23 protein-coding genes, 1 tRNA gene and 1 pseudogene are annotated in these 25,375 nt (G+C 57.4%); 14 read left to right on the top strand and 11 right to left on the bottom strand.

The window, feature by feature from the left end; genetic code table 11:
• Positions 1-226 precede the first annotated feature (226 nt).
• From KOL70_RS08455 to yejF, 5 genes are all read left to right on the top strand, one after another.
• Positions 227-1,792: a cyclic di-GMP phosphodiesterase gene (locus tag KOL70_RS08455; protein ID WP_104093086.1), complete on the top strand. Its 1,566-nt coding sequence runs from the start codon at positions 227-229 to the stop codon at positions 1,790-1,792.
• Positions 1,793-1,857: 65 nt separating this feature from the next.
• The gene (locus tag KOL70_RS08460; protein WP_215480502.1) at positions 1,858-3,666 is read left to right on the top strand and encodes an extracellular solute-binding protein; all 1,809 of its coding nucleotides are present in this window, start codon (positions 1,858-1,860) and stop codon (positions 3,664-3,666) included.
• Between the two features lie 10 nt (positions 3,667-3,676).
• Complete coding sequence (locus KOL70_RS08465) at positions 3,677-4,768, top strand: microcin C ABC transporter permease YejB (RefSeq protein ID WP_059009158.1); 1,092 nt, start codon at positions 3,677-3,679, stop codon at positions 4,766-4,768.
• Positions 4,768-5,790, top strand: coding sequence for an ABC transporter permease (locus KOL70_RS08470; protein ID WP_215480503.1), 1,023 nt, complete (start codon positions 4,768-4,770; stop codon positions 5,788-5,790). Before KOL70_RS08465 ends, KOL70_RS08470 begins: the two co-directional genes overlap by 1 nt.
• Entirely contained in the window at positions 5,791-7,380 is a 1,590-nt protein-coding gene (yejF, locus tag KOL70_RS08475; RefSeq protein WP_215480504.1) for a microcin C ABC transporter ATP-binding protein YejF, read from the top strand. It begins immediately after the preceding gene.
• Here the strand turns inward: yejF and KOL70_RS08480 are convergent.
• The 3 genes from KOL70_RS08480 to rsuA form a co-directional block, all read right to left on the bottom strand.
• Positions 7,374-7,700 (bottom strand): hypothetical protein, encoded by a 327-nt coding sequence (locus KOL70_RS08480; RefSeq protein ID WP_021509254.1) that lies wholly within the window; start codon positions 7,698-7,700, stop codon positions 7,374-7,376. The two genes, yejF and KOL70_RS08480, sit on opposite strands and share 7 nt — an antisense overlap.
• A gap of 331 nt (positions 7,701-8,031) precedes the next feature.
• The gene (locus KOL70_RS08485) at positions 8,032-9,225 is read right to left on the bottom strand and encodes a Bcr/CflA family multidrug efflux MFS transporter (protein ID WP_058757243.1); all 1,194 of its coding nucleotides are present in this window, start codon (positions 9,223-9,225) and stop codon (positions 8,032-8,034) included.
• Between the two features lie 12 nt (positions 9,226-9,237).
• A complete protein-coding gene (gene rsuA, locus KOL70_RS08490; protein ID WP_021509252.1) occupies positions 9,238-9,960 on the bottom strand; it encodes a 16S rRNA pseudouridine(516) synthase RsuA in 723 nt (240 codons plus the stop codon).
• 225 nt (positions 9,961-10,185) lie between these two features.
• On the opposite strand from rsuA, the gene KOL70_RS08495 reads away from it, so the two are divergent.
• Positions 10,186-11,940 carry a DEAD/DEAH box helicase gene (locus KOL70_RS08495; protein ID WP_215480505.1) on the top strand — a complete coding sequence of 585 codons (1,755 nt, stop codon included), beginning with the start codon at positions 10,186-10,188 and terminating at the stop codon, positions 11,938-11,940.
• A 131-nt stretch (positions 11,941-12,071) separates the two neighbouring features.
• Positions 12,072-12,356 (top strand): 50S ribosomal protein L25, encoded by a 285-nt coding sequence (gene rplY / locus KOL70_RS08500; RefSeq protein WP_058775794.1) that lies wholly within the window; start codon positions 12,072-12,074, stop codon positions 12,354-12,356.
• Positions 12,357-12,420: 64 nt separating this feature from the next.
• Here rplY and yejK read toward each other — a convergent pair whose 3' ends face one another.
• Positions 12,421-13,425, bottom strand: a complete 1,005-nt coding sequence (yejK, locus tag KOL70_RS08505) for a nucleoid-associated protein YejK (RefSeq protein ID WP_021509250.1) — start codon at positions 13,423-13,425, stop codon at positions 12,421-12,423.
• Positions 13,426-13,583: 158 nt separating this feature from the next.
• Between yejK and KOL70_RS08510 the strand changes: the two genes are divergently transcribed.
• From KOL70_RS08510 to KOL70_RS08520, 3 genes are all read left to right on the top strand, one after another.
• Complete coding sequence (locus KOL70_RS08510; RefSeq protein ID WP_021509249.1) at positions 13,584-13,811, top strand: YejL family protein; 228 nt, start codon at positions 13,584-13,586, stop codon at positions 13,809-13,811.
• 23 nt (positions 13,812-13,834) lie between these two features.
• Positions 13,835-15,583: an LPS biosynthesis-modulating metalloenzyme YejM gene (yejM, locus tag KOL70_RS08515; protein WP_021509248.1), complete on the top strand. Its 1,749-nt coding sequence runs from the start codon at positions 13,835-13,837 to the stop codon at positions 15,581-15,583.
• A gap of 72 nt (positions 15,584-15,655) precedes the next feature.
• Positions 15,656-15,732, top strand: a tRNA-Pro gene (locus KOL70_RS08520).
• Between the two features lie 115 nt (positions 15,733-15,847).
• On the opposite strand, the gene KOL70_RS08525 is transcribed toward KOL70_RS08520, so the two are convergent.
• The gene (locus KOL70_RS08525) at positions 15,848-16,120 is read right to left on the bottom strand and encodes a hypothetical protein (RefSeq protein WP_058780313.1); all 273 of its coding nucleotides are present in this window, start codon (positions 16,118-16,120) and stop codon (positions 15,848-15,850) included.
• Between the two features lie 143 nt (positions 16,121-16,263).
• Positions 16,264-16,767: a hypothetical protein gene (locus KOL70_RS08530; RefSeq protein WP_215480506.1), complete on the bottom strand. Its 504-nt coding sequence runs from the start codon at positions 16,765-16,767 to the stop codon at positions 16,264-16,266.
• A 394-nt stretch (positions 16,768-17,161) separates the two neighbouring features.
• On the opposite strand from KOL70_RS08530, the gene KOL70_RS08535 reads away from it, so the two are divergent.
• Together KOL70_RS08535 and KOL70_RS08540 are read left to right on the top strand one after the other, a co-directional pair.
• Complete coding sequence (locus tag KOL70_RS08535; protein WP_010618078.1) at positions 17,162-17,365, top strand: hypothetical protein; 204 nt, start codon at positions 17,162-17,164, stop codon at positions 17,363-17,365.
• 76 nt (positions 17,366-17,441) lie between these two features.
• Positions 17,442-18,158, top strand: coding sequence for a 4'-phosphopantetheinyl transferase (locus KOL70_RS08540; RefSeq protein WP_215480507.1), 717 nt, complete (start codon positions 17,442-17,444; stop codon positions 18,156-18,158).
• Positions 18,159-18,320: 162 nt separating this feature from the next.
• Here the strand turns inward: KOL70_RS08540 and KOL70_RS08545 are convergent, their stop codons facing one another.
• From KOL70_RS08545 to apbE, 3 genes are all read right to left on the bottom strand, one after another.
• On the bottom strand, positions 18,321-19,973 hold the full coding sequence (locus tag KOL70_RS08545; protein ID WP_215480508.1) for a multidrug ABC transporter permease/ATP-binding protein: 1,653 nt from the start codon (positions 19,971-19,973) through the stop codon (positions 18,321-18,323).
• 86 nt (positions 19,974-20,059) lie between these two features.
• Positions 20,060-20,701, bottom strand: coding sequence for a DNA oxidative demethylase AlkB (gene alkB / locus KOL70_RS08550; RefSeq protein ID WP_059009149.1), 642 nt, complete (start codon positions 20,699-20,701; stop codon positions 20,060-20,062).
• A 17-nt stretch (positions 20,702-20,718) separates the two neighbouring features.
• Positions 20,719-21,750, bottom strand: a complete 1,032-nt coding sequence (gene apbE / locus KOL70_RS08555; protein ID WP_088517034.1) for an FAD:protein FMN transferase ApbE — start codon at positions 21,748-21,750, stop codon at positions 20,719-20,721.
• Between the two features lie 401 nt (positions 21,751-22,151).
• Between apbE and KOL70_RS08565 the strand changes: the two genes are divergently transcribed.
• Positions 22,152-22,307, top strand: a complete 156-nt coding sequence (locus KOL70_RS08565; RefSeq protein ID WP_164861051.1) for a hypothetical protein — start codon at positions 22,152-22,154, stop codon at positions 22,305-22,307.
• 1 nt (position 22,308) lies between these two features.
• On the opposite strand, the pseudogene KOL70_RS08570 reads toward KOL70_RS08565, so the two are convergent.
• Positions 22,309-22,764 (bottom strand): annotated as a pseudogene (locus KOL70_RS08570) (DUF1348 family protein).
• A 97-nt stretch (positions 22,765-22,861) separates the two neighbouring features.
• Here KOL70_RS08570 and KOL70_RS08575 point away from each other — a divergent pair.
• A complete protein-coding gene (locus KOL70_RS08575; protein ID WP_058769916.1) occupies positions 22,862-23,425 on the top strand; it encodes a TetR/AcrR family transcriptional regulator in 564 nt (187 codons plus the stop codon).
• A gap of 22 nt (positions 23,426-23,447) precedes the next feature.
• On the opposite strand, the gene ompC is transcribed toward KOL70_RS08575, so the two are convergent.
• On the bottom strand, positions 23,448-24,557 hold the full coding sequence (ompC, locus tag KOL70_RS08580; protein WP_031280043.1) for a porin OmpC: 1,110 nt from the start codon (positions 24,555-24,557) through the stop codon (positions 23,448-23,450).
• Positions 24,558-25,375: the final 818 nt, after the last annotated feature.

A 25,375-nucleotide genomic window follows, 5' to 3' on the forward strand; every position in this document is an offset into this window, starting at 1 on the left:
CCCCTTCCTTCCTGATGTTCTCAGCCAGAGAATCTGAAAACGCTGCCCCGGCAGCGTTTTTTTTCGTCTGCGGTTGCTTAAGCCAAATCCATGGCGGAAAAAGTAATTGTGAATCAAAAATATAACGAGACTTTTCGCGCAGCCTCGTTATATTCTCGTTGCCTTGAACCAGCACAGTTGTATGCGTTTTTATAATAAAAAGGGCAAGATCAGGGGAACCAACTCCATGCCACTGTCGGGGACGTTAAATCGTCATGCCAGCTACTCGCGGCGCATCGCCTGGAGTAGCGTAATTATTGGGGTCGCGTTTTTTATCCTGTTTGTCACCGTCCTGCTCACGCTGACCTGGCAAAAACGCGTCCAGCAACACCAGCAGCTGCTGGCTCACAGCCGTGACGATCTGCAACAGGTGATGTCAACCCTGGTCGAGAGCCTTTATCCACTGCAGCAATACACTCAACTCAGCTGCAACAGCGTCAACCGTGAGCTGACCTCTCGCGCCGCCTTTGCCGGCAACATTCGCGCTATATTACTGGTACGCGACGGCAACGCTTACTGCTCTTCGGCTACCGGCGCATTTCTGCTGGCCGCCAGCGCCATTTCACCCGATTCAGAGCTGGAGCGCGACCGTGACGTCCGCCTGCTGCCCGGCACACCGCTGCAGCCCGCCAAACCAGCGCTGGCGCTGTGGCTGAAAAGTCCGGGAGCGAGCGAAACCGGCATCCTCGCCACCATGAACCTCAGCATGACGCCTTACCAGCTGCTGGCCTCTTACCATCCCGAAATCACGCGCATGGCGCTGGTGGCAGGCGACAGCGCGCTGCTCAGCGGCACCAGCCAGGTAGTGCGCAGCCGCGATCTGCCGCCTGCCCTCACCGACCTGACGCTTGATGACGGCAGCATGCGCTTTGTGCTTTACGGCAGCACGCTGGCCTCACGCGATTACACGCTGGCGTTGCTGACCGGCCTGCTGCTGGCGCTGCTGGTTGCCGCAATCAGCTGGCTGCTGCTGTCGCTGCATCAGCGACCGGGACGTGAAATCCTGCTCGGCATCCGGCGCGGTCAGTTTCACGTTGAGTATCAGCCGCTGGTGACGGCACACAACGGCAAACCCTATGGCGTTGAAGCGCTGCTGCGCTGGACTCACCCGGTTGAAGGCATGATCCCCCCCGATGTATTTATCAGCCACGCCGAAGCGCAAAACCTGATTATTCCTCTGACCCAACATCTGTTCAGCCTGGTAGCGCGCGACGCGCGTTTTCTCTGTCAGCAACTGCCGCGCGGCACCCGTCTCAGTCTGAATATGTCACCGCAGCATCTGGCATCGGCCAGTTTTCGCCGCGACGTGCAGGCGTGGATCGCCAGTATGCCCGCCGATCATTTTAACTATGTATTTGAAATCACCGAGCGCACCATGGTGCGGGAGAAGAACGCCGGCGAAATCTTCGCCTGGCTGCATGAACACAATTTCAAGATTGCCATCGATGATTTTGGCACTGGCCATAGCGCGCTGATCTATCTGGAAAAATATCCGTTCGACTACCTGAAAATCGATCGCGGCTTTGTGCAGAGTATCGGCACCGAAACCGTAACCTCGCCGGTGCTTGACACCGTGTTGCTGCTGGCAAAGAAACTCAACCTGAAAACCGTGGCGGAAGGGGTGGAAACCGGCGACCAGGCGGCCTGGCTGGTTAACCGGGGCGTCACGCATCTGCAGGGGTATCTGTTTAGCCGCCCGCTGCGTCCGGAAAAGCTGATCAGCTACTATCAGAGCCAGGCCAGTTTGGGTTAACGTCACGTACCGCGCATGAAACTGCTACCATACAGTGCGGATTACCACAGGAGAGCGCCCCACTTATGCTGCTTCGTCTTGCCACAGCACTACTGATGTGCAGCGCCATTGCGCCGGTGCACGCGGTCACTATCCATGAAAGCTATGCCTTTGCGAAGCTGGGCGAACCGAAATACGCGGTCAACTTCAGCCATTATGATTACGCCAATCCGGCGGCGCCAAAAGGCGGCAAGATCACCCTCGCCGTGGTAGGCACTTACGACAACTTCAACCGCTATGCGTCGCGCGGCAACCCCGGTATCGGCACTGACACGCTGTACGACGGCCTGTTTACCACCTCAGACGATGAGCCCGGCAGCTACTATCCGCTGATCGCCGAATCAGCACGCTATCCCAGCGATTATCACTGGATGGAGGTGTCGATCAATCCGCACGCGCAGTTTCAGGACGGTACGCCGATCACCGCACAGGATGTCGCCTTCACCTTCAGCAAATTCATGACCGAAGGCGTGCCGCAGTTTCGCGTGGCGTTTCGTGGCGTGCAGGTGAAAGCGCTGAACCGGCTGACGGTGCGCATTGAGATGCCCAAACCAGATAAAGACCTGGTGCTGAGCTGGATCACGCTGCCGGTGCTGCCGGAAAAATTCTGGCAGAACAAAAAATTCAATGAGCCGATTGGCTATCCGCCGCTCGCCAGCGGGCCTTACCGCGTCACTTCGTACAAATCCGGCCAGTTCATCCAATATAGCCGGGTGAAGAACTACTGGGCGGCCGATCTGCCGGTGAACCGCGGTCGCTTTAATTTTGATACCCTGCGCTACGACTACTATCTTGATGACAACGTGGCTTTTGAAGCGTTTAAGGCCGGTGCCTATGACCTGCGCGAGGAGAGTTCGGCGAAGAAATGGGCCACACAATATCGCGGGCGCAACTTCATCAGCCACGCCATTGTGAAAGCCACCACGCCGAATGACGTCGCCACCGACACGCGCTGGCTGGCGTTCAATAACGAGAAAGCCTTGTTTGCCGACCGCCGCGTGCGCGAGGCGCTAACGCTGGCGTTTGATTTTGAGTGGATGAACAAAGCGCTGTTCTACGGCGCTTACAAGCGGACCGACAGCTACTTCCAGAACACCGCTTACGCCGCCAAAGGCTATCCTGACGCCGATCAGCTGGTCCTGCTCGCGCCCTACAAGGCGCAGCTGCCTGCCGAAGTCTTTAACAATGCCTACGCGCCGCCGCACTCTGACGGTAGCGGCTTTGACCGCAACAATCTGCTGCGGGCGATGGCGCTGCTGAAGCAGGCCGGCTGGCAGATCAAAAATCAGCAGCTGGTGAACGTGAAAACCGGCCAGCCGTTTCAGTTTGAACTGTTGCTGCGCAGCGGTTCTCTGAACGACTGGGCGCTGCCGTTCCAGCACAGCCTGGCACGGCTTGGCATTACGATGACGCTACGTCAGGTGGACAGTTCGCAATATCTGCGCCGGCTGCGCGAAGGCGATTACGACATGATCCCGTCGCTTTATCAGGCGATGCCGTGGCCCTCCACCAGCCTGCAGTATGTCTGGCAATCGGATTACATCAGCTCCTCGTGGAACACCGCGCGGGTAAAAGATCCGCTGGTCGACCATTTCGTGCAGCAGATCGTGGCGCATCAGGGCGATGAGAAAGCGCTGCTGCCGCTCGGTCAGGCGCTGGATCGCCTGCTGCTGTGGAACGCCTACATGATTCCGATGTGGTACAACGCCGAGCAGCGGCTGGCTTGGTGGGACAAGTTTTCCCATCCGCAGATTAAACCGGCGTTTGCAACCGGGCTGGAAAACTGGTGGTACGATGTGAACAAAGCCGGTCGTTTACCGGCCGATCGACGCTGAGGAGAGCGGTTTGGGTGCTTATTTCCTGCGCAGGCTGTTGCTGATTATTCCCACGCTGTGGGCCATCATCACCCTGAATTTCTTTATCGTACAGATTGCGCCGGGCGGTCCGGTTGATCAGGCGCTGGCCAACATCCAGTTTGGTCATAGTACCGGTCTGCCTGGCAGCGGCGGCAGTGACAGCGGCGCGCGCGGTGCGCTGGTGCGCGACAATCCCGGCGACAGCCAGTACCGCGGCGCGCGCGGGCTGGATCCGGAAGTGGTGGCAGAAATAACCCATCGCTACGGCTTCGATAAGCCACTGCTGCAGCGCTATGGCGAAATGCTGTGGAATTACCTGCGTTTTGACTTTGGCGACAGCCTGTTTCGTAACGCCTCGGTGCTGCAATTGATTAAAGAGAGCCTGCCGGTGTCGATCAGCCTCGGGTTGTGGAGCACGCTGATCATCTATCTGGTGTCGATTCCGCTGGGCATCAAAAAAGCGGTGCGCAACGGCAGTGCGTTTGATATCTGGAGCAGCATCTTTATTATCATCGGCTACTCTATTCCGGCGTTTTTGTTTGCCATCATGCTGATTGTTCTGTTTGCCGGCGGCAGCTATCTCGACTGGTTCCCGCTCCGTGGCCTCACTTCGCCGCAGTTTGACACGCTGCCGTGGTACAGCAAAATCAGCGATTACCTGTGGCATATCACCCTGCCGGTGCTGGCTACGGTAATTGGCGGCTTTGCCACCCTGACCATGCTGACGAAAAATTCGTTCCTTGATGAGGTGCGCAAACAGTACGTGGTCACGGCGCGCGCCAAGGGTCTGGATGAGAAGCGCATCCTGTACGGCCACGTGTTTCGCAACGCCATGCTGCTGGTGATCGCCGGGTTTCCCGCCACCTTTATCAGTATGTTTTTCACCAGCTCGGTGCTGATTGAGGTGATGTTCTCACTTAACGGCATGGGGCTGCTCGGCTATGATGCCACCATTCAGCGCGACTATCCGGTGATGTTCGGCACGCTGTATATCTTTACGCTGATTGGCCTGCTGATGAATATTCTCAGCGATCTGACCTATACGCTGGTCGATCCACGCATTGATTTTGAGGGCCGCTGATGCGTTTATCTCCCGTTAACCAGCAGCGCTGGCAGCGCTTTCGTCACAACCGGCGCGGCTACTGGTCGCTGTGGCTGTTTCTGCTCATTTTTGTGCTGTCGCTGGGCGCGGAATTATTAGCCAATGACAAACCGCTGCTGGTGCATTACCAGCAGCGCTGGTACGCACCGCTGCTGTTTAACTACAGCGAGAGCGATTTTGGCGGCCAGTTTGCCACGGCGGCCGATTACCAGGATCCGTGGCTGAAGCAACGTATTGACCAGCAGGGCTGGGCGCTGTGGGCTCCCATCCGCTTCAGCGACAGCACCATTCATTTCGCCACCGACGTGCCCTTCCCGTCACCGCCGTCCGCGCAAAACTGGCTGGGTACCGATGCTGACGGTGGCGATGTACTGGCGCGTCTGCTGTACGGCACGCGCATCTCGCTGCTGTTCGGTTTGCTGTTAACGCTGTTCTCCAGCGTGATTGGCATTGTGGTGGGTGCCCTGCAGGGCTACTTTGGCGGCCGCGTTGACCTCATCGGCCAGCGATTGATTGAAGTGTGGTCCGGCATGCCGACGCTGTTCATGCTGATTCTGCTCTCCAGCGTGATTCAGCCCAATTTCTGGTGGCTGTTACTGCTGACAGTGATCTTCGGCTGGATGAGCCTGGTGAGCGTCGTGCGCGCCGAGTTCCTGCGCACGCGTAACTTTGACTATATCCGCGCCGCACGCGCGCTGGGCGTGAGCGATAGCCGCATCATGCTGCGCCACATGTTGCCCAACGCCATGGTTGCCACGCTCACCTTTCTGCCGTTTATCCTGTGCGGTTCGATCACCACGTTGACCTCACTGGATTTTCTCGGCTTCGGCCTGCCGGTGGGCTCGCCGTCGCTGGGCGAACTGCTGCTGCAGGGAAAAAACAATTTACAGGCACCTTGGCTTGGCCTTTCCGGCTTCTTCGCCCTCGCCCTGCTGCTGTCGCTGCTGATTTTTATCGGTGAAGCGGTGCGCGATGCCTTTGATCCGAGCCGGGGGCGCTAAATGAGTTTGTTAACGGTGAATCATCTGGCGGTAGCGTTCGGGCCGCGCCGCGTGGTGGAAGATATCTCGCTGCGCATCGACGCCGGCGAAACGCTGGCGCTGGTGGGAGAATCGGGATCGGGCAAGAGCGTGACGGCGCTGTCGATTATGCGTCTGCTGCCGCAGCCGCCGGTGAGTTATCCGCAGGGCGAGATCCTGTTTGACGGGCGCGATGTGTTACAGGCCAGCGAACGTGAGATGCGCGGGCTGCGTGGCAACCAGATGGCGATGATTTTTCAGGAGCCGATGGTGTCACTCAATCCGCTGCACAGCGTGGAAAAGCAGCTGTATGAAGTGCTGTCGCTGCACCGTGGCATGCGGCGTGAAGCGGCGCGCGCTGAGATTCTCAGCTGCCTCGATCGCGTAGGCATTCGCCGGGCCGCGACGCGCCTGCAGGATTTTCCGCACCAGCTGTCCGGCGGCGAGCGCCAGCGCGTGATGATCGCCATGGCCTTGCTGACGCAGCCCAAACTGCTGATTGCCGATGAGCCTACTACGGCGCTGGACGTCACGGTGCAGGCACAGATTTTACAGCTGCTGCGCGAACTGCAGCGTGAACTGAACATGGGCATGCTGTTCATTACCCACAACCTGAACATTGTGCGTCAGCTGGCCCACAGCGTGACGGTGATGCGCAACGGCCGCGAGGTGGAACACAACCGCTGTGACGCACTGTTTCGCCAGCCACAGCAGCCTTATACGCGCGAGCTGCTGGCCGCCGAGCCGGACGGCGCGCCGGTACCGCTGATCGACGCGCCGCCGATGTTGCAGGTAACTAATTTGCAGGTGGGTTTCCCAATTCGCCGTGGACTGCTGAAGCGCACCGTGGCGGAAAAAACTGCGCTACACAATCTCAGTTTTACCCTGCGGCGCGGCGAAAGCCTCGGGTTAGTCGGCGAATCCGGGTCAGGCAAAAGCACCACCGGCCTGGCGCTGCTGCGCCTGATTGCTGCGCGCGGCGAGATCTGGTTCGACGGCCAGCCGCTGCATCAGCTGAGCGCGAAGCAGCTACTGCCGCTGCGCCAGCGCATTCAGGTGGTGTTTCAGGATCCCAACTCTTCACTCAATCCGCGCATGACGGTACAGCAGGTGATTGCCGAAGGGCTGGCGGTGCACCAGCCGCAGCTCAGCGCTGCCGAACAGGAAGCCAGAGTCATTGCGGTGATGGAAGAGGTTGGCCTGGAGGCAGCGAGCCGCAGCCGCTACCCGGCGGAATTCTCTGGCGGTCAGCGCCAGCGTATCGCCATTGCCCGCGCGCTGATCCTGCAGCCGCAGCTGATCGTGCTGGATGAACCCACCTCGTCGCTGGACCGCTCGGTGCAAAAGCAGCTCCTTACCCTGCTGCGCCGTTTACAGCAGCAGCATCAGCTGGCGTATCTGTTTATCAGTCACGATTTGCAGGTGGTGCGCGCGCTGTGTCATCAGCTGGTGGTGTTGCGCCAGGGTGAAGTGGTGGAACAGGGTGAATGCGAAGCGCTGTTTAACGCACCGGCTACGGCGTATACGCGTCAGCTGCTGGCCTCCGCGCAGGGCGAAACCTTATCTCAGTGACCGTCAAAGGTTTCAGCAATCGCCACGCCCTGATTTTTCAGGCAGCAGTTAGTGGCGCTCTCGTCGCCGCGCTGAATCAGCAAACACGGCTGCCCTTCACATTCGGCAATTTTGCACTCGACCTGAATCTGCGCCAGCGTTTCCTGTAGCTGCTGCAGGATCTCCAGCGCCGGATGGCCATCATGGCTCAGCAGGCGCAGCGCGACCAGATCCCCGTCATGCGCGCCGTTCGCTGCTTCCTGGCGTTCAATGGCGCCGGCATGTTCCAGCGACCAGCGGTAAAGTTGTGGTAAACGATGCACAACCGAGAGTTGCAGCATAGTGTTTCGGTTCCCAGAGACAGTAACGTTATTCACAACGGACGGCTTCATCGCGGTGAATCCCCACCTGGCAAGCTCAGCATACGGACGTCAAGGATAGCCTTCTCGTTTTAAGCACAAAGCGTGATGCAACTTTATTATTTGCGAGCTTTCTCGCATTTATGCCTATGTTTACCGCGTTACGCGGCGCTTAACAATCATTTTAGACGCAATGTCGTTACTTTTTTATCAATTAATTTTCACAATATAGAAACATTAAGCAGAGCGAGAGTGCGGAGAGGGGCAAATCAGGAGGTGAAATAACAGCAGGCTAAGCATAGACCCGCCGCCATCACGCGGTGTGGCGCGGACGGGCGGCGTAGCTGAACAGCACGATTGAGACGGTAGCGCACAGCGCGATGGTGGCGACCATCGGCCAGGCGCTGTTGACGCTGACCAGCGACAGCAGCGCGCCAACCAGCGCACCGACGCCAAAGCGCAGCGTACCGGCCAGCGAGGATGCGGTGCCGGCCATATGGGGAAATTCGTCGAGGATCACCGCCATCGCATTGGAGGAGACGGTCGATACGCAGCCAATGAACATAGCCACGCCAAACACCAGCGGCAGGAAACCGAGGTTGAGCGCGCTGACAATCAGCAGCCAGATGCCCATGGCAAACTGAATCAGCAGACCGAGGCGGAACATCGCCAGCGGTCCGAAACGGCGCACCGCGCGGCTGTTAATCAGCGTCATGACAAACAGAAACACCACATTGAGGCCAAAGTAGTAGCCGAAATTTTGCGGCGACACATGGTTCACTTCAATGTAAACAAACGGCCCGGCGTTAAGAAAGGTAAACAGCCCGGCAAACGAGAAGCCGCTTGCCAGCATATAGCTGAAGGCGCGTTTGTGCCGCACCAGCGCGACAAAATTGCTCAGCGTGGTGCGCAGGTGAAAACGCTGCCGCTGCTCGGGCTTAAGCGTTTCGCGGATCTGCGTTACCACCAGCACGGTGGTAATCAGTGCGGCCATTGCCAGCGTCCAGAAGATGGCGTGCCAGTTCCACAGCAGCAGCAGCCAGCCGCCGATGATCGGGGCCAGCAGCGGCGCAATGGTGGTGATCAGCATGACAAACGACATCATGCGCGAGAAATCTTCTTTCGAATAACTGTCGCGCATCAGGGCGTTAATTACCACGCTGGCCGCGGCGGCGGAGAGCCCGTGCAGGAAACGCATCAGAATCAGCTGGTCAATGGATTGCGACAGCGCACAGGCTGCCGCCGCGCAGGCAAAAATCAGCGTGCCAAGCACAATCACCGGTTTACGTCCGTAGCTGTCCGCCAGCGGGCCATACACCAGCTGACCAATGGCGAAGCCGAGGATGTAGAGATTCAGCGTCATCTGTACGCTGCCGGCCGACACCGCGAATTCACGGGCGATTTGCGGCATTGCCGGCAGATACATATCAATGGAGAGCGGCATCAGCATCGCCAGCAATCCCAGAATCACCACTAATCCCACCGGTGAATTTTTTTCCTTACGCACCGCTGTCTCCCGCTATTTGCGCTGTTTCAGTTCGTCCGGCAGGCCGATGCTGTTGATTTCCGCCTCGGTCAGTTCACGGTATTCGCCTTCACCGAGCTCCTCATCCAGCACAATCTCACCGATGCTTTCGCGATGCAGCGCCGTGACGTGGTTGCCCATCGCCGCAAACATACGTTTCACCTGGTGATAGCGCCCTTCACTGAGGGTGAGGCGCGCGGCTTTCTCATCGAGGATTTCCAGCTGCGCCGGTTTGGTCAGATCTTTCTCGTTGTGCAGCTGAATGCCGGCAGCAAATTTTTCGATCAGCCCCGCGTCAAGCGGCTGCTCCAGTTCCACCAGGTAGGTTTTCTCCAGGTGATGGCGCGGAGAGGTAATGCGATGCGACCACTGACCATCATCGGTCAGCAGCACCAGCCCGGTGGTATCAATATCCAGCCGCCCTGCCGCGTGCAGTTTGAACGCCGCCGGCTCCTCAATGAAATAGAGAATGGTGGGATGATCCGGATCGTCGGTGGAGCAGACATAGCCCTGCGGTTTATTCAGCATGAAATAGCGCGGGCCCTGCTGCACCGTCAGCGGATTGCCGTCGTACTCTACGGCATCGTCCGGCAGGACTTTATACGCGGTGTCGCGCACCACTTCGCCATTGATAGTGATCTTTCTGCCACGTATTTCACGGCCGGCGATGGCACGGCTAACTTCCAGTTGCTGAGATATGAATTTGTCGAGTCGCATGAATTCGCTTTTTTGCCTGTTACTGCGGAGGGGAACTGAAACGGCGTTTGCCCGGTAAATCATTTACAGCGTAGCGCGGCGGCCACGGCATAATTGAGCGCAGGGTTAACCGTTGAAAAAGTGTGGGCAGTATAGCCTGAACCTTCGCCTGCTAATAGTGCCGATCCTGCGTTTCAGCCACTTTCATGGCATAATGCGCGTCCGTTCCAGAAAAAGCCGGTTCCCATGTCGTTTACCCTGCGCCCCTATCAGCAAGAAGCCGTTGATGCCACCGTTGCCCATTTTCGCCGCCACGCCACGCCAGCGGTGATTGTGCTGCCAACCGGCGCCGGCAAAAGCCTGGTGATCGCCGAACTGGCGCGGCTGGCGCGCGGTCGCGTGCTGGTGCTGGCTCACGTCAAAGAACTGGTGGAGCAGAACCACAGTAAATATCAGGCGTATGGCCTGCAGGCGGACATCTTCGCCGCGGGCCTGCAGCGCAAGCAGAGCGACGGTAAAGTGGTGTTCGGCAGCGTGCAATCAGTGGCGCGCAATCTGGCCAGTTTTGACAGCGCCTTTTCGCTGGTGATCGTCGATGAGTGCCATCGCATCAGCGACAACGAAGAGAGCCAGTATCAGCAACTGTTCGCCCATCTGCGCCAGCACAATCCGCAGCTGCGTCTGCTGGGGCTGACCGCCACGCCATTCCGCCTGGGCAAAGGCTGGATTTACCAGTACCACTATCACGGCATGGTGCGCGGCGATGATAATGCGCTGTTCCGCGACTGCATCTACGAATTGCCGCTGCGCTATATGATCAAACATGGCTTTCTGGTGCCGCCCGAGCGGCTGGATATGCCGGTGGTGCAGTATGATTTCAGTCGGCTGATCCCGCAGAATAATGGCCTGTTCAGTGAGGCCGATCTTAACCGCGAACTGAAACAGCAGCAGCGCGTCACGCCGCAGATCATGCGACAGATCATCGAGTTCGCTGAGACGCGCCGCGGCGTGATGGTATTTGCCGCAACCGTTGAACACGCGCGGGAAATTCTCAGCCTGCTGCCGGAAAACAGTGCGCTGGTATCGGCGGAAACCCCGGTGAAGGAGCGTGACCGGCTGATTCAGCAGTTCAAAGCGCAGCAGCTTAAGTTTCTGGTTAACGTGGCGGTGCTGACCACCGGCTTTGACGCGCCACACGTCGATTTGATCGCCATTCTGCGCCCGACCGAATCGGTCAGCCTGTATCAGCAAATTGTCGGTCGCGGATTGCGGCTGGCACCGGGCAAAACCGACTGCCTGCTCCTTGATTACGCCGGAAACCCGCACGATCTCTTTACGCCCGAAGTCGGCGCACCGAAAGGCGCCAGCGATAACCAGCCGGTACAGGTGTTTTGTCCGGCCTGCGGCTTTGCGAATACCTTCTGGGGCAAGGCGACCGAAGATGGCCACGTCATTGAGCACTTTGGCCGCCGCTGTCAGGGCGTGCTCGACGATGACGAGGGCCATCGCGCGCAGTGCGACTACCGTTTCCGCTTTAAAAGCTGCCCGGACTGCGGTGCAGAAAATGATATCGCCGCGCGTCGCTGCCAGCAGTGCGACAAGGTGCTGGTCGACCCCGATGATATGCTGAAAGCGGCGCTGAAGCTGAAAGACGCGCGCGTACTGCGCTGCAGTGGTATGACGCTGGCGCACGGACGCGATGATAAAGGCGAATGGCTGCAAGCCACCTATTTTGATGAGGATGGCACCAGCGTCAGCGAGCGCTTTCGCCTGCGCACTCCGGCGCAGCGCACCGCCTTTGAGCAGCTGTTTATGCGGCCACATCAGCGTGCGCCCGGCGTGGAGCTCGGCTGGCAGACCGCCGCTGATGTGGTGGCGCTGCAGCCGCTGCTGCGCCATCCCGATTTTGTGGTGGCGCGCGCCAAAGGCCACTTCTGGCAGGTGCGGGAAAAAATGTTCGATTATCAGGGACGCTATCGCCGCGCTAACGAGCTGCGCTAAGCGGCGGAATCATTTGCCCCGCTGTGGCAATCCGGCTATAATGCCGCCCGCTTTTGCATCCGTAAAAGCGTATTGAATAACCGTCCTGTTGCTGGGTCGCCTGTAGCAGGAACTATAGAAGAGATCTTAAGATGTTCACTATTAATGCAGAAGTACGTAAAGAGCAGGGTAAGGGTGCGAGCCGCCGCCTGCGCGCAGCGAACAAATTCCCGGCCATCATCTATGGCGGTAAAGACGCTGCGGTTTCTATCGAACTGGACCACGACTCTGTGATGAACATGCAGGCTAAGCCTGAGTTCTACAGCGACGTGCTGACTCTGGTTGTTGACGGTAAAGAAACCAAAGTTAAAGTTCAGGCTGTTCAGCGTCACCCGTTCAAGCCAAAACTGCACCACATCGACTTCGTTCGCGCTTAATCGCTAACGGGTTGACGAAAAAACGCCGCATCTGCGGCGTTTTTTTATGGCGCAAATCCGGCGATCACTGACCGCCGGTACGACGCTGCAGCTGATCGCGCAGATTCGGCGGCGTGCCTTTGATGGTCAGCGTATCGGTGGCCGGATCCCAGAAAATGCGCTCGCCCAGCAGCATGGCATCAAAGTTAAGCGTTAATCCCCCGCCGCTACCGGCAAATTTCGTCAGCTGACGCAGGGTGCTGCGGTCGGCCGGGAAATGTTCCTCCAGTTCATAACCCTGTTCCTGGGTAAATGCCTGAAAGGTTTTTTCGCCCAGTGGCGGCAGCTCGCTGGAGAGATCTTCCAGCGCAATCTCCTCGCCCGCCTGCAGCTGTTCATTGCAGTAGCTGTAAACCTGCTGGCGATAGTTCTGGCGCTCATTTTTATCCAGGCTGGACTCGGCACAGTAATCATCTACCGCCTGCAGCAGCCCGCGGTTCTGTGCTTTGGTGTCCAGACCGACGCTGGCGCCGAGGAAATCCATGAAGAAATCGGCCACTTTACGCCCCACGCGTCCGCGCAGGAAGGTCAGGTAGCGCGTGGATTCCGGATTGGTTTCCCACTCGGTGAGATCGATACGCGCCACGATATCGGCATGATTGATGTCCAGATAGTGCGTGCTGCTGATGTCGAGTTGCTCGTTAACGCGCATGCTCGACTGGCTGTTCAGCACCGCCACCAGCAGATACTCCACCGCCAGATAGCGATAGTGCAGAAACAGCACCACACCGCCTTCGGCGAACGGGTATTTGCTCAGCTCGTCGCGCAGGCGTCCGGTAGCCGCACGGCTGAACGCCAGGAAGTCATCCTGCCCTTTGCGGCAGTTGCGCAGCGCTTCCGCCAGCTCGCTGTCTTCATTAAACAGGCCGTAAGCCTTGCTTTTGGCGCTATAGACGCGGTGTAACTCTTCCGCCATCTCTTCCACCGCCTGCGTGGCAGGTAACAGGGTATCGCGCAGCACCAGTTCCAGCTGGTTTTCATCACGTTTGACTAACTGATGCAGGGCAATCTGGTCGATATCCAGACTCATGGTAGACTCTCCTTTTGGCTCAGGCGCGTATTCAAACACCGCCCGCAGCCGCTTTCAACTGCGCGCACAAACTGATCGTTCTGCTTGCGATAAAATTGCGGAAAAAAGTGCGTTGTTACGGTAATATACCGCGTTTTCACACTTGATTAGTCGACGATATGCCACAATCATCCCGTTACAGCGACGCGCGCGTCGAACAGCTTCTCGCGCAGCTGGCGCAGGTTCTTGAAAAAGACAAAGCGCCAACCGATCTTTCCCTGATGGTGTTGGGGAACATGGTGACCAATTTGATCAACACCGACATCGCACCGGCCCAGCGCCGCAGCCTCGCCCGCTCGTTTGCGGAAGCGCTGCAGTCTTCCGTGCGCGATGACAACGCCCACTAAATTGCAGATTTGACCTCATAAATATGGTAACCAACCGGCAGCGCTACCGTGAAAAAGTCTCCCAGATGATCAGCTGGGGGCACTGGTTTGCCCTGTTTAATATTCTGTTTGCGCTTATTTTAGGCAGCCGCTACCTGTTGGTCGCCGACTGGCCCTCTTCCCTCGCCGGCCGTATTTATGCGTTTACCAGCTGGATTGGCCATTTCAGCTTTATCGTGTTTGCCGCTTATCTGCTGATTATCTTCCCGCTGACCTTTGTCGCCATGTCGCAGCGGTTGCTGCGCGTGCTCTCCGCCGTGGTCGCCACGGCCGGGCTGACGCTGATTATGGTCGACAGCGCGGTGTTCAACCGTTTCCATCTGCACCTCAATCCGGTGGTGTGGGAACTGGTGGTCAACCCCGATCAAAGCGAGATGGCGCGCGACTGGCAGCTGATGTTTATCAGCGTACCGCTGATTTTCCTGGTTGAGATGCTATTTGCCACCTGGAGCTGGCAAAAGCTGCGCAGCCTGAACCGGCGTTCGTTTGGCAAGCCGCTGGCCGCGCTGTTTATCAGCGCCTTCTTTGCCAGTCATCTGCTGTATATCTGGGCAGACGCCAACTTCTACCGGCCGATTACCATGCAGCGTGCCAACCTGCCGCTCTCCTATCCGATGACCGCACGGCGTTTTCTGGAGCGACACGGCCTGCTGGATGCGCAGGAGTATCAGCGCCGTCTGGTGCAACAGGGCGATCCGGAAGCGCTGTCGGTACAGTATCCACTCAGCGATATTACGTTCCGCGATGGCGGAACGCGTCACAACCTGCTGATTCTGACGGTGGACGGCCTGAACAATGCCACGGTGGATAAAGCGCTGCCGTCGCTTAATCAGTTCGCCAGTGAAAATGTGCGCTTTACCCAGCATTACAGCGCCGGACTGCAGCCGGAAAAAGGCCTGTTTGGCCTGTTCTACGGTATCTCCTCCAGCTACATGGACGGCGTACTGGCGGCGCGCATGCCCTCTGCCCTGCTCGGCGCGCTGAACAGCCAGGGTTATCAGTTCGGCCTGTTCTCTTCCGATGGCTTTAGCCAGCCGCTGTACCGTCAGGCGCTGCTGGCGGATTACAGCCTGCCGCAGGCCGACACCCAGCCCAACAGCACCACGGTGACGCAGTGGCAGAACTGGCTCAATGGTCAGAAAGGCGGCGCGCCCTGGTTCTCATGGATCGCGCTCAACGGCGTGACGGTAACCGGCGACAGCACCAAAGCGCGCCAGCGCAGCTATATGCGCCAGGCAACAGGCGTGGATGAACAAATCGCGACGGTGCTGCATACGCTGCAGCAGAATGATGCGCTGAAGAATACCGTGGTGGTGATCACGGCGCAGCGCGCCATTACCTTCGACAACAGCGATAATCCGGGCAACCGCGCGACGCTGCAGGTACCGCTGGTGGTGCACTGGCCGAATACACCGGCGCAGAGCATCGATCGCCTGACCGATCAGCAGGATGTGATGACCACGCTGATGCAGCGCCTGCTGCACGTGCGCACCAATCCGGTTAACTATTCACAGGGTGAAGATCTGTTTGCCGCGCAGCGCAGCCATAACTGGGTCGCCAGCAGTGAAGATGGCAAACTGGTGGTGACTACGCCAACGGTGACGCTGGTGCTCAGCAACAACGGTAACTACAGCGCGTACGATGCCCAGGGCAAAGAGCTGAAAGATCATAAACCTCAGCTGGCGCTGCTGTTGCAGGTTCTGACGGAAGAGAAACGGTTCACGGCAAACTGATTAATTATGAGGCAGTTAAGCTGCCGGCATATTGCAATCGCCAACGGAACCAGTAGTATAACCCTCCACGTTCGGCACGTAGCGCAGCCTGGTAGCGCACTGTCATGGGGTGTCAGGGGTCGGAGGTTCAAATCCTCTCGTGCCGACCAAAATCCCAAAGAAAAGCAGCCACTTACGGCTGCTTTTTTATTGCCTGCATTTTGCGAGGGTTAAACCCGGCGCGCCCCGAGCGCGGTGGTTTTCAGCGCGCGGACTGCCACGCGTCTACGGGTTAAACGTTAGCGGAACTTCCGTCTCGCAGGGTTGCACCAGAATCAGCGGGCATTTCTTCACCTTACATGCCTGCGAATAAGCCAGCTCGCACACTTCGCAGATATCGCGCACTTCCGACTCATATTCATACTCCATGAAGTAGCGAAACGTACCGCTGCGCGTGTCGCTGCGCCAGAAGCGTTGCGGTTCGAGGATTTCATCCAGCTGCCTGAAGGTCAGGGCTGAGGGGTTGTGAAAACCCACTCTTACACGATATTTAGTCATGCCCTGATAATTATCGAGATTTGGCCGCGTTGCCAGCCGGAAACAATTCTCGCTGGGATAGGGAAAATCTTTGCTAACGCTGGCACATCGGGCGCCGCAACCCGATCCGTAACGGTTGCGGCGCAGAGGGAAGGCTTTGACCGTCAGCGCTGGATTTTCAATTCATCATCCCAGCGGTCTGCCGCCGCGTTTGCGGGATCGTGATCCTGCAGCAAAAACTCGCCGTTTTGCTGGGCGATCTGCTCACCGGTATCGGTAATCGCGTTTTGAATAAACACCTTTGCCTGCGCGCCATTCACAAAGGTGAGCTGATGGAAGGCGGTTTTGTTACCCCAGTCTTTTGACGGCGTTGAAATATAGCGGATGGTGTAACTCTGGTCCTCAACGCTGCCCTGCATCACGTAGAGGCCATAATGATTTTCGCCCTGCGACAGGATTTTATACACCCCGTTGCTGTAGTAATAAATCACCGCATCCGGGAACGGCTTTTCATCATAGAGTTTGCGGTAGTGCAGTTTATGCACAAAGGTGGGTTTGCCGGGCACCATTTCAATATTGCCCTGCGCATTCTGGAAGCTGAGATCTGCTGCCTGTGCAGCGCCTACGCTCATGCAACCCAGTAACATTATGCCAGCCAGTTTTTGCATCGTTCGCTCCTTAGCCTCTTTCGTCAGCCACCAGCATCTTACGCCCACGCTTCACCTCAGTTAAACGAAGCGGCTATTGGTGTGTGATGAGCTTCATAATACAGCCACCACAGGAAGGATAGAGATGGAAAATGACCGCGTCATTACCGAGCCAGACGCGGCTATTCGTCACCACTGCGACAGACACTGACCTTACTGTTCAGGGTGCTAAATCCTGCAGCATAATCTTGCATCACACTTCATTCATGCTGCAAATCAGGTACTTAACTGAAGTCAGCAAAGCCGATCGGGATCACGTTTTTACTGATTTGTGACAGCAATTCATTAAAGTGAAACAAAAATGTCACAGATTTCCCCTACCCTAAAGCTCCCGTTTATTTGATGGAATCTCGTTATGGTCATCAAAGCAAAAAATCTGCAGGATGCGGAAGAACTCCTGCACTCAGGCATCAGCAAAGTGGAGCTGGCGTATGATATTGGCAGCGATGATTTCTTCCGCCTGGCGAGCCACTGGTGTGACCGTGGTGCACGCATTACCAAAGGCCACCACCATTTTGTGGTGCAGATGAAGAGCTTCGCTATCCCGCCAAATCGCTAACCCGCAGCAGCCTTTTCGGCTTGCTCTGCCCGCGGCTGACTGGTAAAACACGCTTTTCCATCAGCCGTTACTCGTTATGTTCTCAGCCGAAACGCCCCTGCCGCTTCCCGCTTGTGGTTTTATCACCGCCGCTGGCCACACCGCTGAATCGCTGTCGCTGGCGTGGTGCCGCTTTGATCGGCAACAGTGGCACGCCGCTTTACCTGCGCAGTGGCAACTGCCGCTGCCGTCTGCACTACAGCAGGCAGCCAGCAAACGCAAAATTGAATATCTCGCCAGCCGCTGGCTGGTGCGGCAACAGCTGGCGCAGCTGGGAATCACTGATTTTGTGCTGCACAACGCGCCGGATCGCTCACCGTGCTGGCCGGCAGGCATCCGCGCTTCGCTGTCACACAGCCATGACTGCGTGGTGATGGCCGCGACGCGCGAGGCATTGTATGTGGGCATTGATGTTGAGCAGGTGATGGCAGAGCAAACCGCGCAGGACACGGCGGAACTGCTGATGAACGCGCAGGAGCGCGCGCTGCTTGAGGGCCAGCCGCTGCCCTTTGCGCAGGCGGCAACGCTGCTGTTTTCGCTGAAAGAGGGTCTTTATAAGGCGCTATGGCCGCGGCTGCATCAGCCCATGGCGTTTCATCAGGCTGCGCTGATCGAGCTCGACCTGCCGCAGCAGCGCGCCAGGCTGCAGCTGTGTCAGGATTTCAGCGCGGAATTTACCCGCAGCACCGTGCTGGACGCACGCTTCTGGCTGCAGCCGGCGCGCGTGGTCACACTGCTCACTCACCCGGCCTGAACGCAATAAAAAACCGGCGCGGAATGAGCCCGGGCCGGTGACAACACAAGACGACAGAAGTGTTCCAGGGAGGCAGAGACGAGGATCTCTGCTGCCATTCACTGTATCCCGCTGACAACGTCCTGCCCAATAAGGGTTTTTGCTAAGCTTTGCCGCCAGCCGTCAATGGCCGGTATCGGTGCGTTTGACGGCGTCCAGCGTGGCCATTTCGCGCTCGCGGCCGGTCAGCTCGCTTAACTGCCCATCGCGCATTTCCAGCAGCCGATCGGCATGAATAAAGTAGTGATCGTCATGGCTGATGGCGAACACGGTTTTGCCGGACGCCTGAAGCCACGGCAGCAGCTCGCGGTAGAAGATGCGGCGGAAGTGCGGGTCCTGATCGGCCGCCCACTCATCGAGCAGCAGGATATCGCGCTCCTCTGCCGCCGCCAGCAGCAGAGCAAGCCGCTTGCTCTGCCCTTTCGACAGCTGCAGGTTGAGTACCCGGTTGCCTTCCAGCTTCAGCTTGTCCTGCATTTTCAGCCGTTCCAGCCACTGCTGCACCAGCGCCGGATTAGCCGGCTCACCACCGCGACGAATCAAACGGTCAAACAGGTGCACGTCAGTGAACACCGCCGAGAAGTGCTGGCGATAAGCATCAAGGTTATGCCAGTCCACCTCGTTACCGTCCAGCAGCAGGCGGCCTGAATGCGGCTGATACAGGCCGGTCAGCAGCATCGCCAGCGTGGATTTACCGCTGCCGTTACCGCCAATCAGAAACACCAGTTCTCCGCGGCGCAGCGTCAGGTTGATCGGCCCGACGGCAAAACCGTGCTCGCCATAATGGAAACAGACGTCGCGCAGCTCCAGCGTCTGCCAGTCGCTCACCGTCGGCAGCGCGTTGAAACCGGCGCTATAGGGGGCCAGATCGAAGGTATTAATTTTCCGCAACGCCACCTGTGCGCTGAGCAGCGTCGGCAGCGCGCCTACTGCCGCCAGCAGCGGCGTGCGCAGGAACAGCAGCGTCAGCGAATAGGTCGCGGCGACAGCGGTATTGGCCCAGCCCAGACCGTTGGCCATGAAGAACACAATACCAATCGCGCCGAGCATCATAATGTTCGACCAGTTCACCGCGCTGAGATGGAAGGTATCGGCGCGCACAATGTGACGACGAGAATCCGTGGCATTTTCCTGATACACGGTGTCGTAAATCAGCCGGGCGCGCTCGCGGTTAAGCTGCAGCTCTTTGCGCCCTTCAATGATGGTCTGAAAATCGCGGTACAGCTCGTCCTCGATGTCGCGCAGCTTCGCCATGTGCTGATAAACACGCGACACCAGCAGCCAGCCGCCGATCAGCGTCACCACCAGCCACAGCGTGGTGATCAACAGCATTTGCGGTGACAGCCACGCCAGATAGATCGCGGAACCCAGCGTAATAATGATGCCCTGAATCAGCTCCGGCAGGCGCACAAACGCGATAGTGATGGCACGCACGTCGCTGGTCAGGCCGGCCAGCAGCTGAGCGTTACCAATCTGCTCAATGCGTTCAACCCGGGTATCCAGAATACGCTTGATAAACTCACCGCGCAGCCGCCAGACAAAATGGTGGCCGAGCTGAGTCAGCGCCAGCTGCGACGCCAGCGTCACCGCCATCAGCAGAAACAGCTGGGCGAGAAAGCCCGGCAGCACGGTGAGCGAGGTATTGACTGCCACGATCAGTTCATTATTGATGTAGGCGATCAGCCCGATACCCAGCGCGGCGCTGAGCAGCGTCAGCACAATCACGCCAATAAACGGCCAGCGGTACTGGCGAAAAACAACCTGAAGCAATGCCATTAAAAATTATCCAGAGGTCAACCAGGCAGCCTGCAGTTTAATGGCGCTTCGGGTGAAGGCAAGAATAATTCTCATCCGTTTTACGGTTACTGGGCGCGGCGGAATGTCAGGTTGTAACGGAACGCGCCAGCCTGCGGATGGATGCCCGCTTTTAGCGGCAAAATGCCGTGATAGCGCAGGCGCGACGGACCGCCCCACACCACGATATCGCCGTGCTCCAGCAGCACGCGCTGCGTTGCATCGCCACGCTCGAAACCGCCAAACTGAAAAACGGCCGGCAGGCCAAGCGACACCGAGACAATCGGCTGGCGTAAGTCTTTCTCATCCTTATCCTGATGCAGCGTCAGTTTGGCACCGGGCTCATAGCGATTAATCAGGCAGGCATCCGGATTGAAACCGGCAAAGCCGGCCTCCTGCGCGGTCTGCTGCGCCAGCGTGCGGAACAGCGCGGGCATCGGCGGCCATTTACGGCCGCTGCTGACATCCTGTTCGGTGTACTGGTAACCGCGCGAATCGGTCGACCAGCCAAAATCACCGCAGTTGGTCATGGCGACTGACATGCGATGTCCACCCGGCGTGATGCGATGGGCAAACGGGTTAAGGGCCGCGACGTCATGAATCGCCGCCAGCAGCGCATCGGCCTGCTCGCGCGCCCGGCGACGCAGAATCACCGCGCCCTCGGCCAGCGGCTCCTGCCATGGCGCGTCTTCACTAAATAGATCCAGCACAGTTACCTCCTGTCAGGTCAGGGCTGATCGATAAGAAACGATTTAAACTGTGGCGACATCCAGTGGCTGAAACCGTCGCCCTGCTTCGTAATCAGATACACCGCCAGATGCTGTTTCAGCGCCAGCGCTTTGGCACGCTCGGTGCCGAGCACCATCAGCCCGGTGTCCCAGCCGTCGGCTTCCAGCGCGGTGGTGGCAATCACCGTGGCTGAGACCAGCCGGTGATCGATGGGTCGGCCGCTGGCCGGATCGATCACGTGCGAGATGCGTTTGCCATCCAGTTCATAATAGTTGCGATAGCTGCCGGAGGTGCTGATTCCGTGCCCCTGCAGATCGACGCGTGCCTCCACCGCGTTCTCGCGATCGGTCGGTTTCTGGATGGCTACCCGCCACGGCTGCTGGCTGGCATTCAGGCCGCGACTCAGCACCGCCCCGCCCACCGACACCAGATAATTAGTGATGCCCTGCTGCTCCATCAGTCGCGCCAGGTGATCGGTGGCGTAGCCTTCGCCCATGGTGGAGAGATCAACATACAGGCCAGGCAGATCTTTTTGCAGCCACTGGCCGTTCACCGTTTCAATCACGCGCAGGTGCTGCAGGCCGGTCTGCGCTTTGGCGGCGGCGATGGCGGCATCCGATGGTGTATGCGCCGGCTGCTGCGCCGGGCCAAAGCCCCACAGATTCACCAGCGGTCCGACGGTAATGTCCATCGCGCCGCCGGTCAGCTGACCGATGCGCAGCGCGCGGGTGACGATATCGGCCATATCGGCACTGACCGGCTGGGGATCCTGCCCCTGATACTGGTTGAAGCGCGACAGCACCGAGTCCTTTTTCCAGGTAGAGAGTTCGCCATCGTCGCGATCGAGCTGCTGCTGAATCGCCTGCTGCAGCGCGGCCTTACGCTGAGCATCCACGCCCGCCAGACTCACGCGCCACACCGTTCCCATGGTTTTGCCTTCCAGCACCAGCGCCTGCTGCGCCGTTTTTTGCTCGCACCCGCTCAGCAGCAGTGCTACCATGCCTGTCAGCAGAATGTTCTGAAAATTCATCAATTCCTCGTCTGTAACTCATTACTACAGCCTATTACAAAGCATAACTCGCTTGTAAAACCATCTAAAGCTGCTTGAAGTTGATCGCTGGCTGGCACAGCATACTGCGTTCCTGCACGAGAATCCTTACAGGAGCGACAGATGATTTATATGATTCTTGCTACTACCGCCGGGTTATTTGCTTACGGAAGCTTCCGTTGCTGGCAGCACTATCGCCACCGCCTGATTCAGCACTATCCGTCGCGCCGACGTTAAGGCATTGCACCAGCGTCGTGCATCCTGCACCGCTTCAGCGCTGGCGCAGTGTAACAAAGCGGCCGCGGGGCGCGTGGCGCTGAGAGCGGTGGCATGGCATGAATTGTGCAGCGTTGATGGTGGGTTGAACATCAGCGAGGTGCAAGATGAGTAAGGCAACAGAACAACAGGATAAATGGCAGCGCTGGCTGAGCTTTTCCGCCTTTACGCTGGCGGGCGTGGCGCTGGAAGGCAGCCTGCCACCTGCCACTACATCCCCGCAGCAGGCGGCAAAGGCCAGACGCTGGCGCAACGCGCCGTAAATTACAGACCCAGCTCGCTCAGGCCCGGATGATCGTCCGGGCGTCTGCCAGCCGGCCAGTGAAACAGCCGCGCTTCAGCGCTGATCGGCAAATCGTTGATGCAGGCGAAGCGCTGAATCATCAGACCATCGGCACCAAAGTGCCAGTTTTCATTGCCGTAGCTGCGGAACCAGTTGCCGCTGTCATCGCGCCACTCATAGGCAAAACGCACCGCCAGCTTATCGTGGTGCCACGCCCACAACTCTTTAATCAACCGATAATCCAGCTCGCGGGCCCATTTACGCTGCAGAAAGGTCACGACGTCCGCGCGGCCGTTAACGAATTCGCTGCGATTGCGCTAGCGGGTATCTTCACTGTAAACCTGCGACACGCGCTGCGGATCGCAGCTGTTCCAGGCATCTTCCGCCATACGCACTTTTTCTAAGGCACTTTGATGATCGAACGGGGGAATGAGCATTTTTTATCTCCTGATGATGTAGACAGGTCTGTCTACTTGATTCATCCTGCCGTATGTAGACAATTCTGTCTACCCTCGTAAACAGGAATTTTTTCTTATGCTCGCACCCCTGCTGTTTGATGCCAGCGCCAGCGCGCGTGACCGCATCCTGCTCAGCGCGCAACAGCTGTTTTATGCGCAAGGCATCCGTGCTACCGGCATCGATAAAGTGATTGCCGCGGCTGGCGTGACCAAAGTGACTTTCTACCGCCACTTTCCGGCCAAAAATGACTTAATTCTGGCGTTTCTGCAGCAGCGCCATCAGCGCTGGATGAGCGGCTTTCGCAGCGCGCTGGCGCAGCAGCCTGCCATCAACGTGGCGCTGCCGGCTGCGTTACTGAGCTGGTTTCAGGAGGAGGATTTCCGCGGCTGTGCGTTTATTAATAGCGCGGCAGAACTGGCTGATACCCTGCCGGAAGCGAGCGCCCTGATTCGCCAGCACAAGCGGGAGATGGCGGCCGCCATTGCCGAAAGACTCAGCACGGCGCAGCAGGATAAAACCGGGCAGATCGTGTTGCTGGTGGATGGCGCAATCGTGCAGGTTCAGATGGGGGAAGCGGCGCAGCAGGTGACGGCAACGCTGCAGGCGGCGCTGAACGCGCTGCTGGAGAGCAGAGCGTGACCCGCAGGCCACGCTCTCCGGCTTAGAACTGGTAAACCAGGCCCAGCGCAACGATGTCGTCGGTGTTGATACCGGCCGCATCGGTGAAGTTGTTGTCGTCCAGCAGGTTGATCTGGTAATCAACATAGGTCGACATGTTTTTGTTGAAGTAATAGGTCGCACCCACGTCGACATATTTTTTCAGGTTCTGGCTGCCGTAACCTTCGATATCGCTGCCGCGTGAGGAGACGAAGGCCAGCGACGGACGCAGACCGAAGTCAAACTGATACTGTGCCACCAGTTCCCAGTTGTCCGCTTTGTTGGCATAGCCGTACGCAGCGGAATCCACCGCGCCGAAGCGGGTTGCGTTGTAAGAACGGGTGTACATTGCCGCCAGATACACGTTGTTAGCGTCATATTTCAGACCGCCGGTGTAGGCTTCGGCTTTATCACCGCGACCGAGAATGCCTGGCGCGTTGCCGTTCTGATTGTTGGTACGGTCAGACTGGAACATCGCCGCACCCAGACCGAAGCCGGAGCCCAGATCATAGGTGGTGCTCAGACCCCAGCCGTCGCCGTTCTCACCCAGGACATCACGACCGGAAGAGGATTCGGTTGGGTTGTCGTTTTTGCCTTGATACTGCACGGCAAAGTTCCAGCCATCCACCAGGCCGAAGAAGTTGCTGTTGCGGTAAGTCGCCAGGCCGTTGCTGCGCTGGAACATGAAGTTGTCCGCGCCGTAGGTGTCACCACCAAACTCCGGCAGCACGTCAGTCCAGGCGCCGATGTCATACAGTACGCCGTAGTTACGGCCGTAGTCGAACGAGCCCGCATCACCGAATTTCAGACCGGCGAAGCCGACACGGGTGTAGCTGTTAGCGGTACCCTGCGATTCTGCGGTGTTCAGCGCTGCCTGGTACTCCCACTGACCGTAGCCGGTCAGCTGGTCGGTCACCTGAGTTTCACCTTTAAAACCAAAACGCAGGTAAGACTGGTCACCGTCCTGGCCATCGTTGTCCGAGAAATAGTGCAGGCCGTCTACTTTGCCGTAGAGGTCTAATTTGTTGCCATCTTTGTTATAAATTTCAGCTGCGCTTGCTGAGCCTGCCACCAGCAATGCAGGAATCATCAGGGAGAGAACGCGACGTTTCATTTTATTACCCTCTGTAATGTGCCTTTTATATGTGCCACTGCTAACTGAATGCTTAAAAATTCAGCCGGCAAGCCATTGTTATTTTATGGAGAGCAATAATCTATCACGAAAATGATACTAAATTTCCGAAAGTGTTTCATTGTATTAAATAGTTATTTCTAAATGTAAATTTCGCGGAACTAATAATCAGCACACATCGGCAAAAAATATCGCACTAATTGATAAACCGAATTTTATTCATTTAAATACATAGGGATAAGATGAGATAAGCTGCCGCACTGAATGATAAAACTTAACGCCACTCAGCGCATACAATTACTACCGCTATCATCATTTATTTCATTATTACCTTCATTCACCCCGAATGAGAGATTTACCCTAATTCCCGCCGGACATGATTGTCCGGCATTTTTTTGCCTGCCATTTTTCTTCCGCTCTGTAATTTTATGTAAACCTGTTTACTGAGGTTAAATTAACCGCCACTCAGGACGCCATTATTTGTTCGTTTTCGCACTTTTTGTTCATTACTTAGCCATGATTGCGCAATGTTAATTTCCGGGCGTAATAAAGTTACACAAAAATATAGCCGATGCGTTTGTCCAACCGTTTGCGGAATATTCTTTACCACTATTCAGTAAGTTAGCGTTGCCGCAGTAATCGATTTTCACCCCAACTTAAGCCAAATTTTCACTGAATCTGTCGGTTTACTAAGAGCCAGAGAGCTTATGAAGTCCAGGAAATGTCTGGAAAAGCGCAGCGCCTGGCAAAAGATCGGTAATATGCTGTTTTCTGGCGACCATTTTTGCCCTGCTCTTCGC

This window comes from Pantoea sp. B270, from assembly GCF_018726825.1.
Classification (GTDB): domain Bacteria; phylum Pseudomonadota; class Gammaproteobacteria; order Enterobacterales; family Enterobacteriaceae; genus Pantoea; species Pantoea dispersa.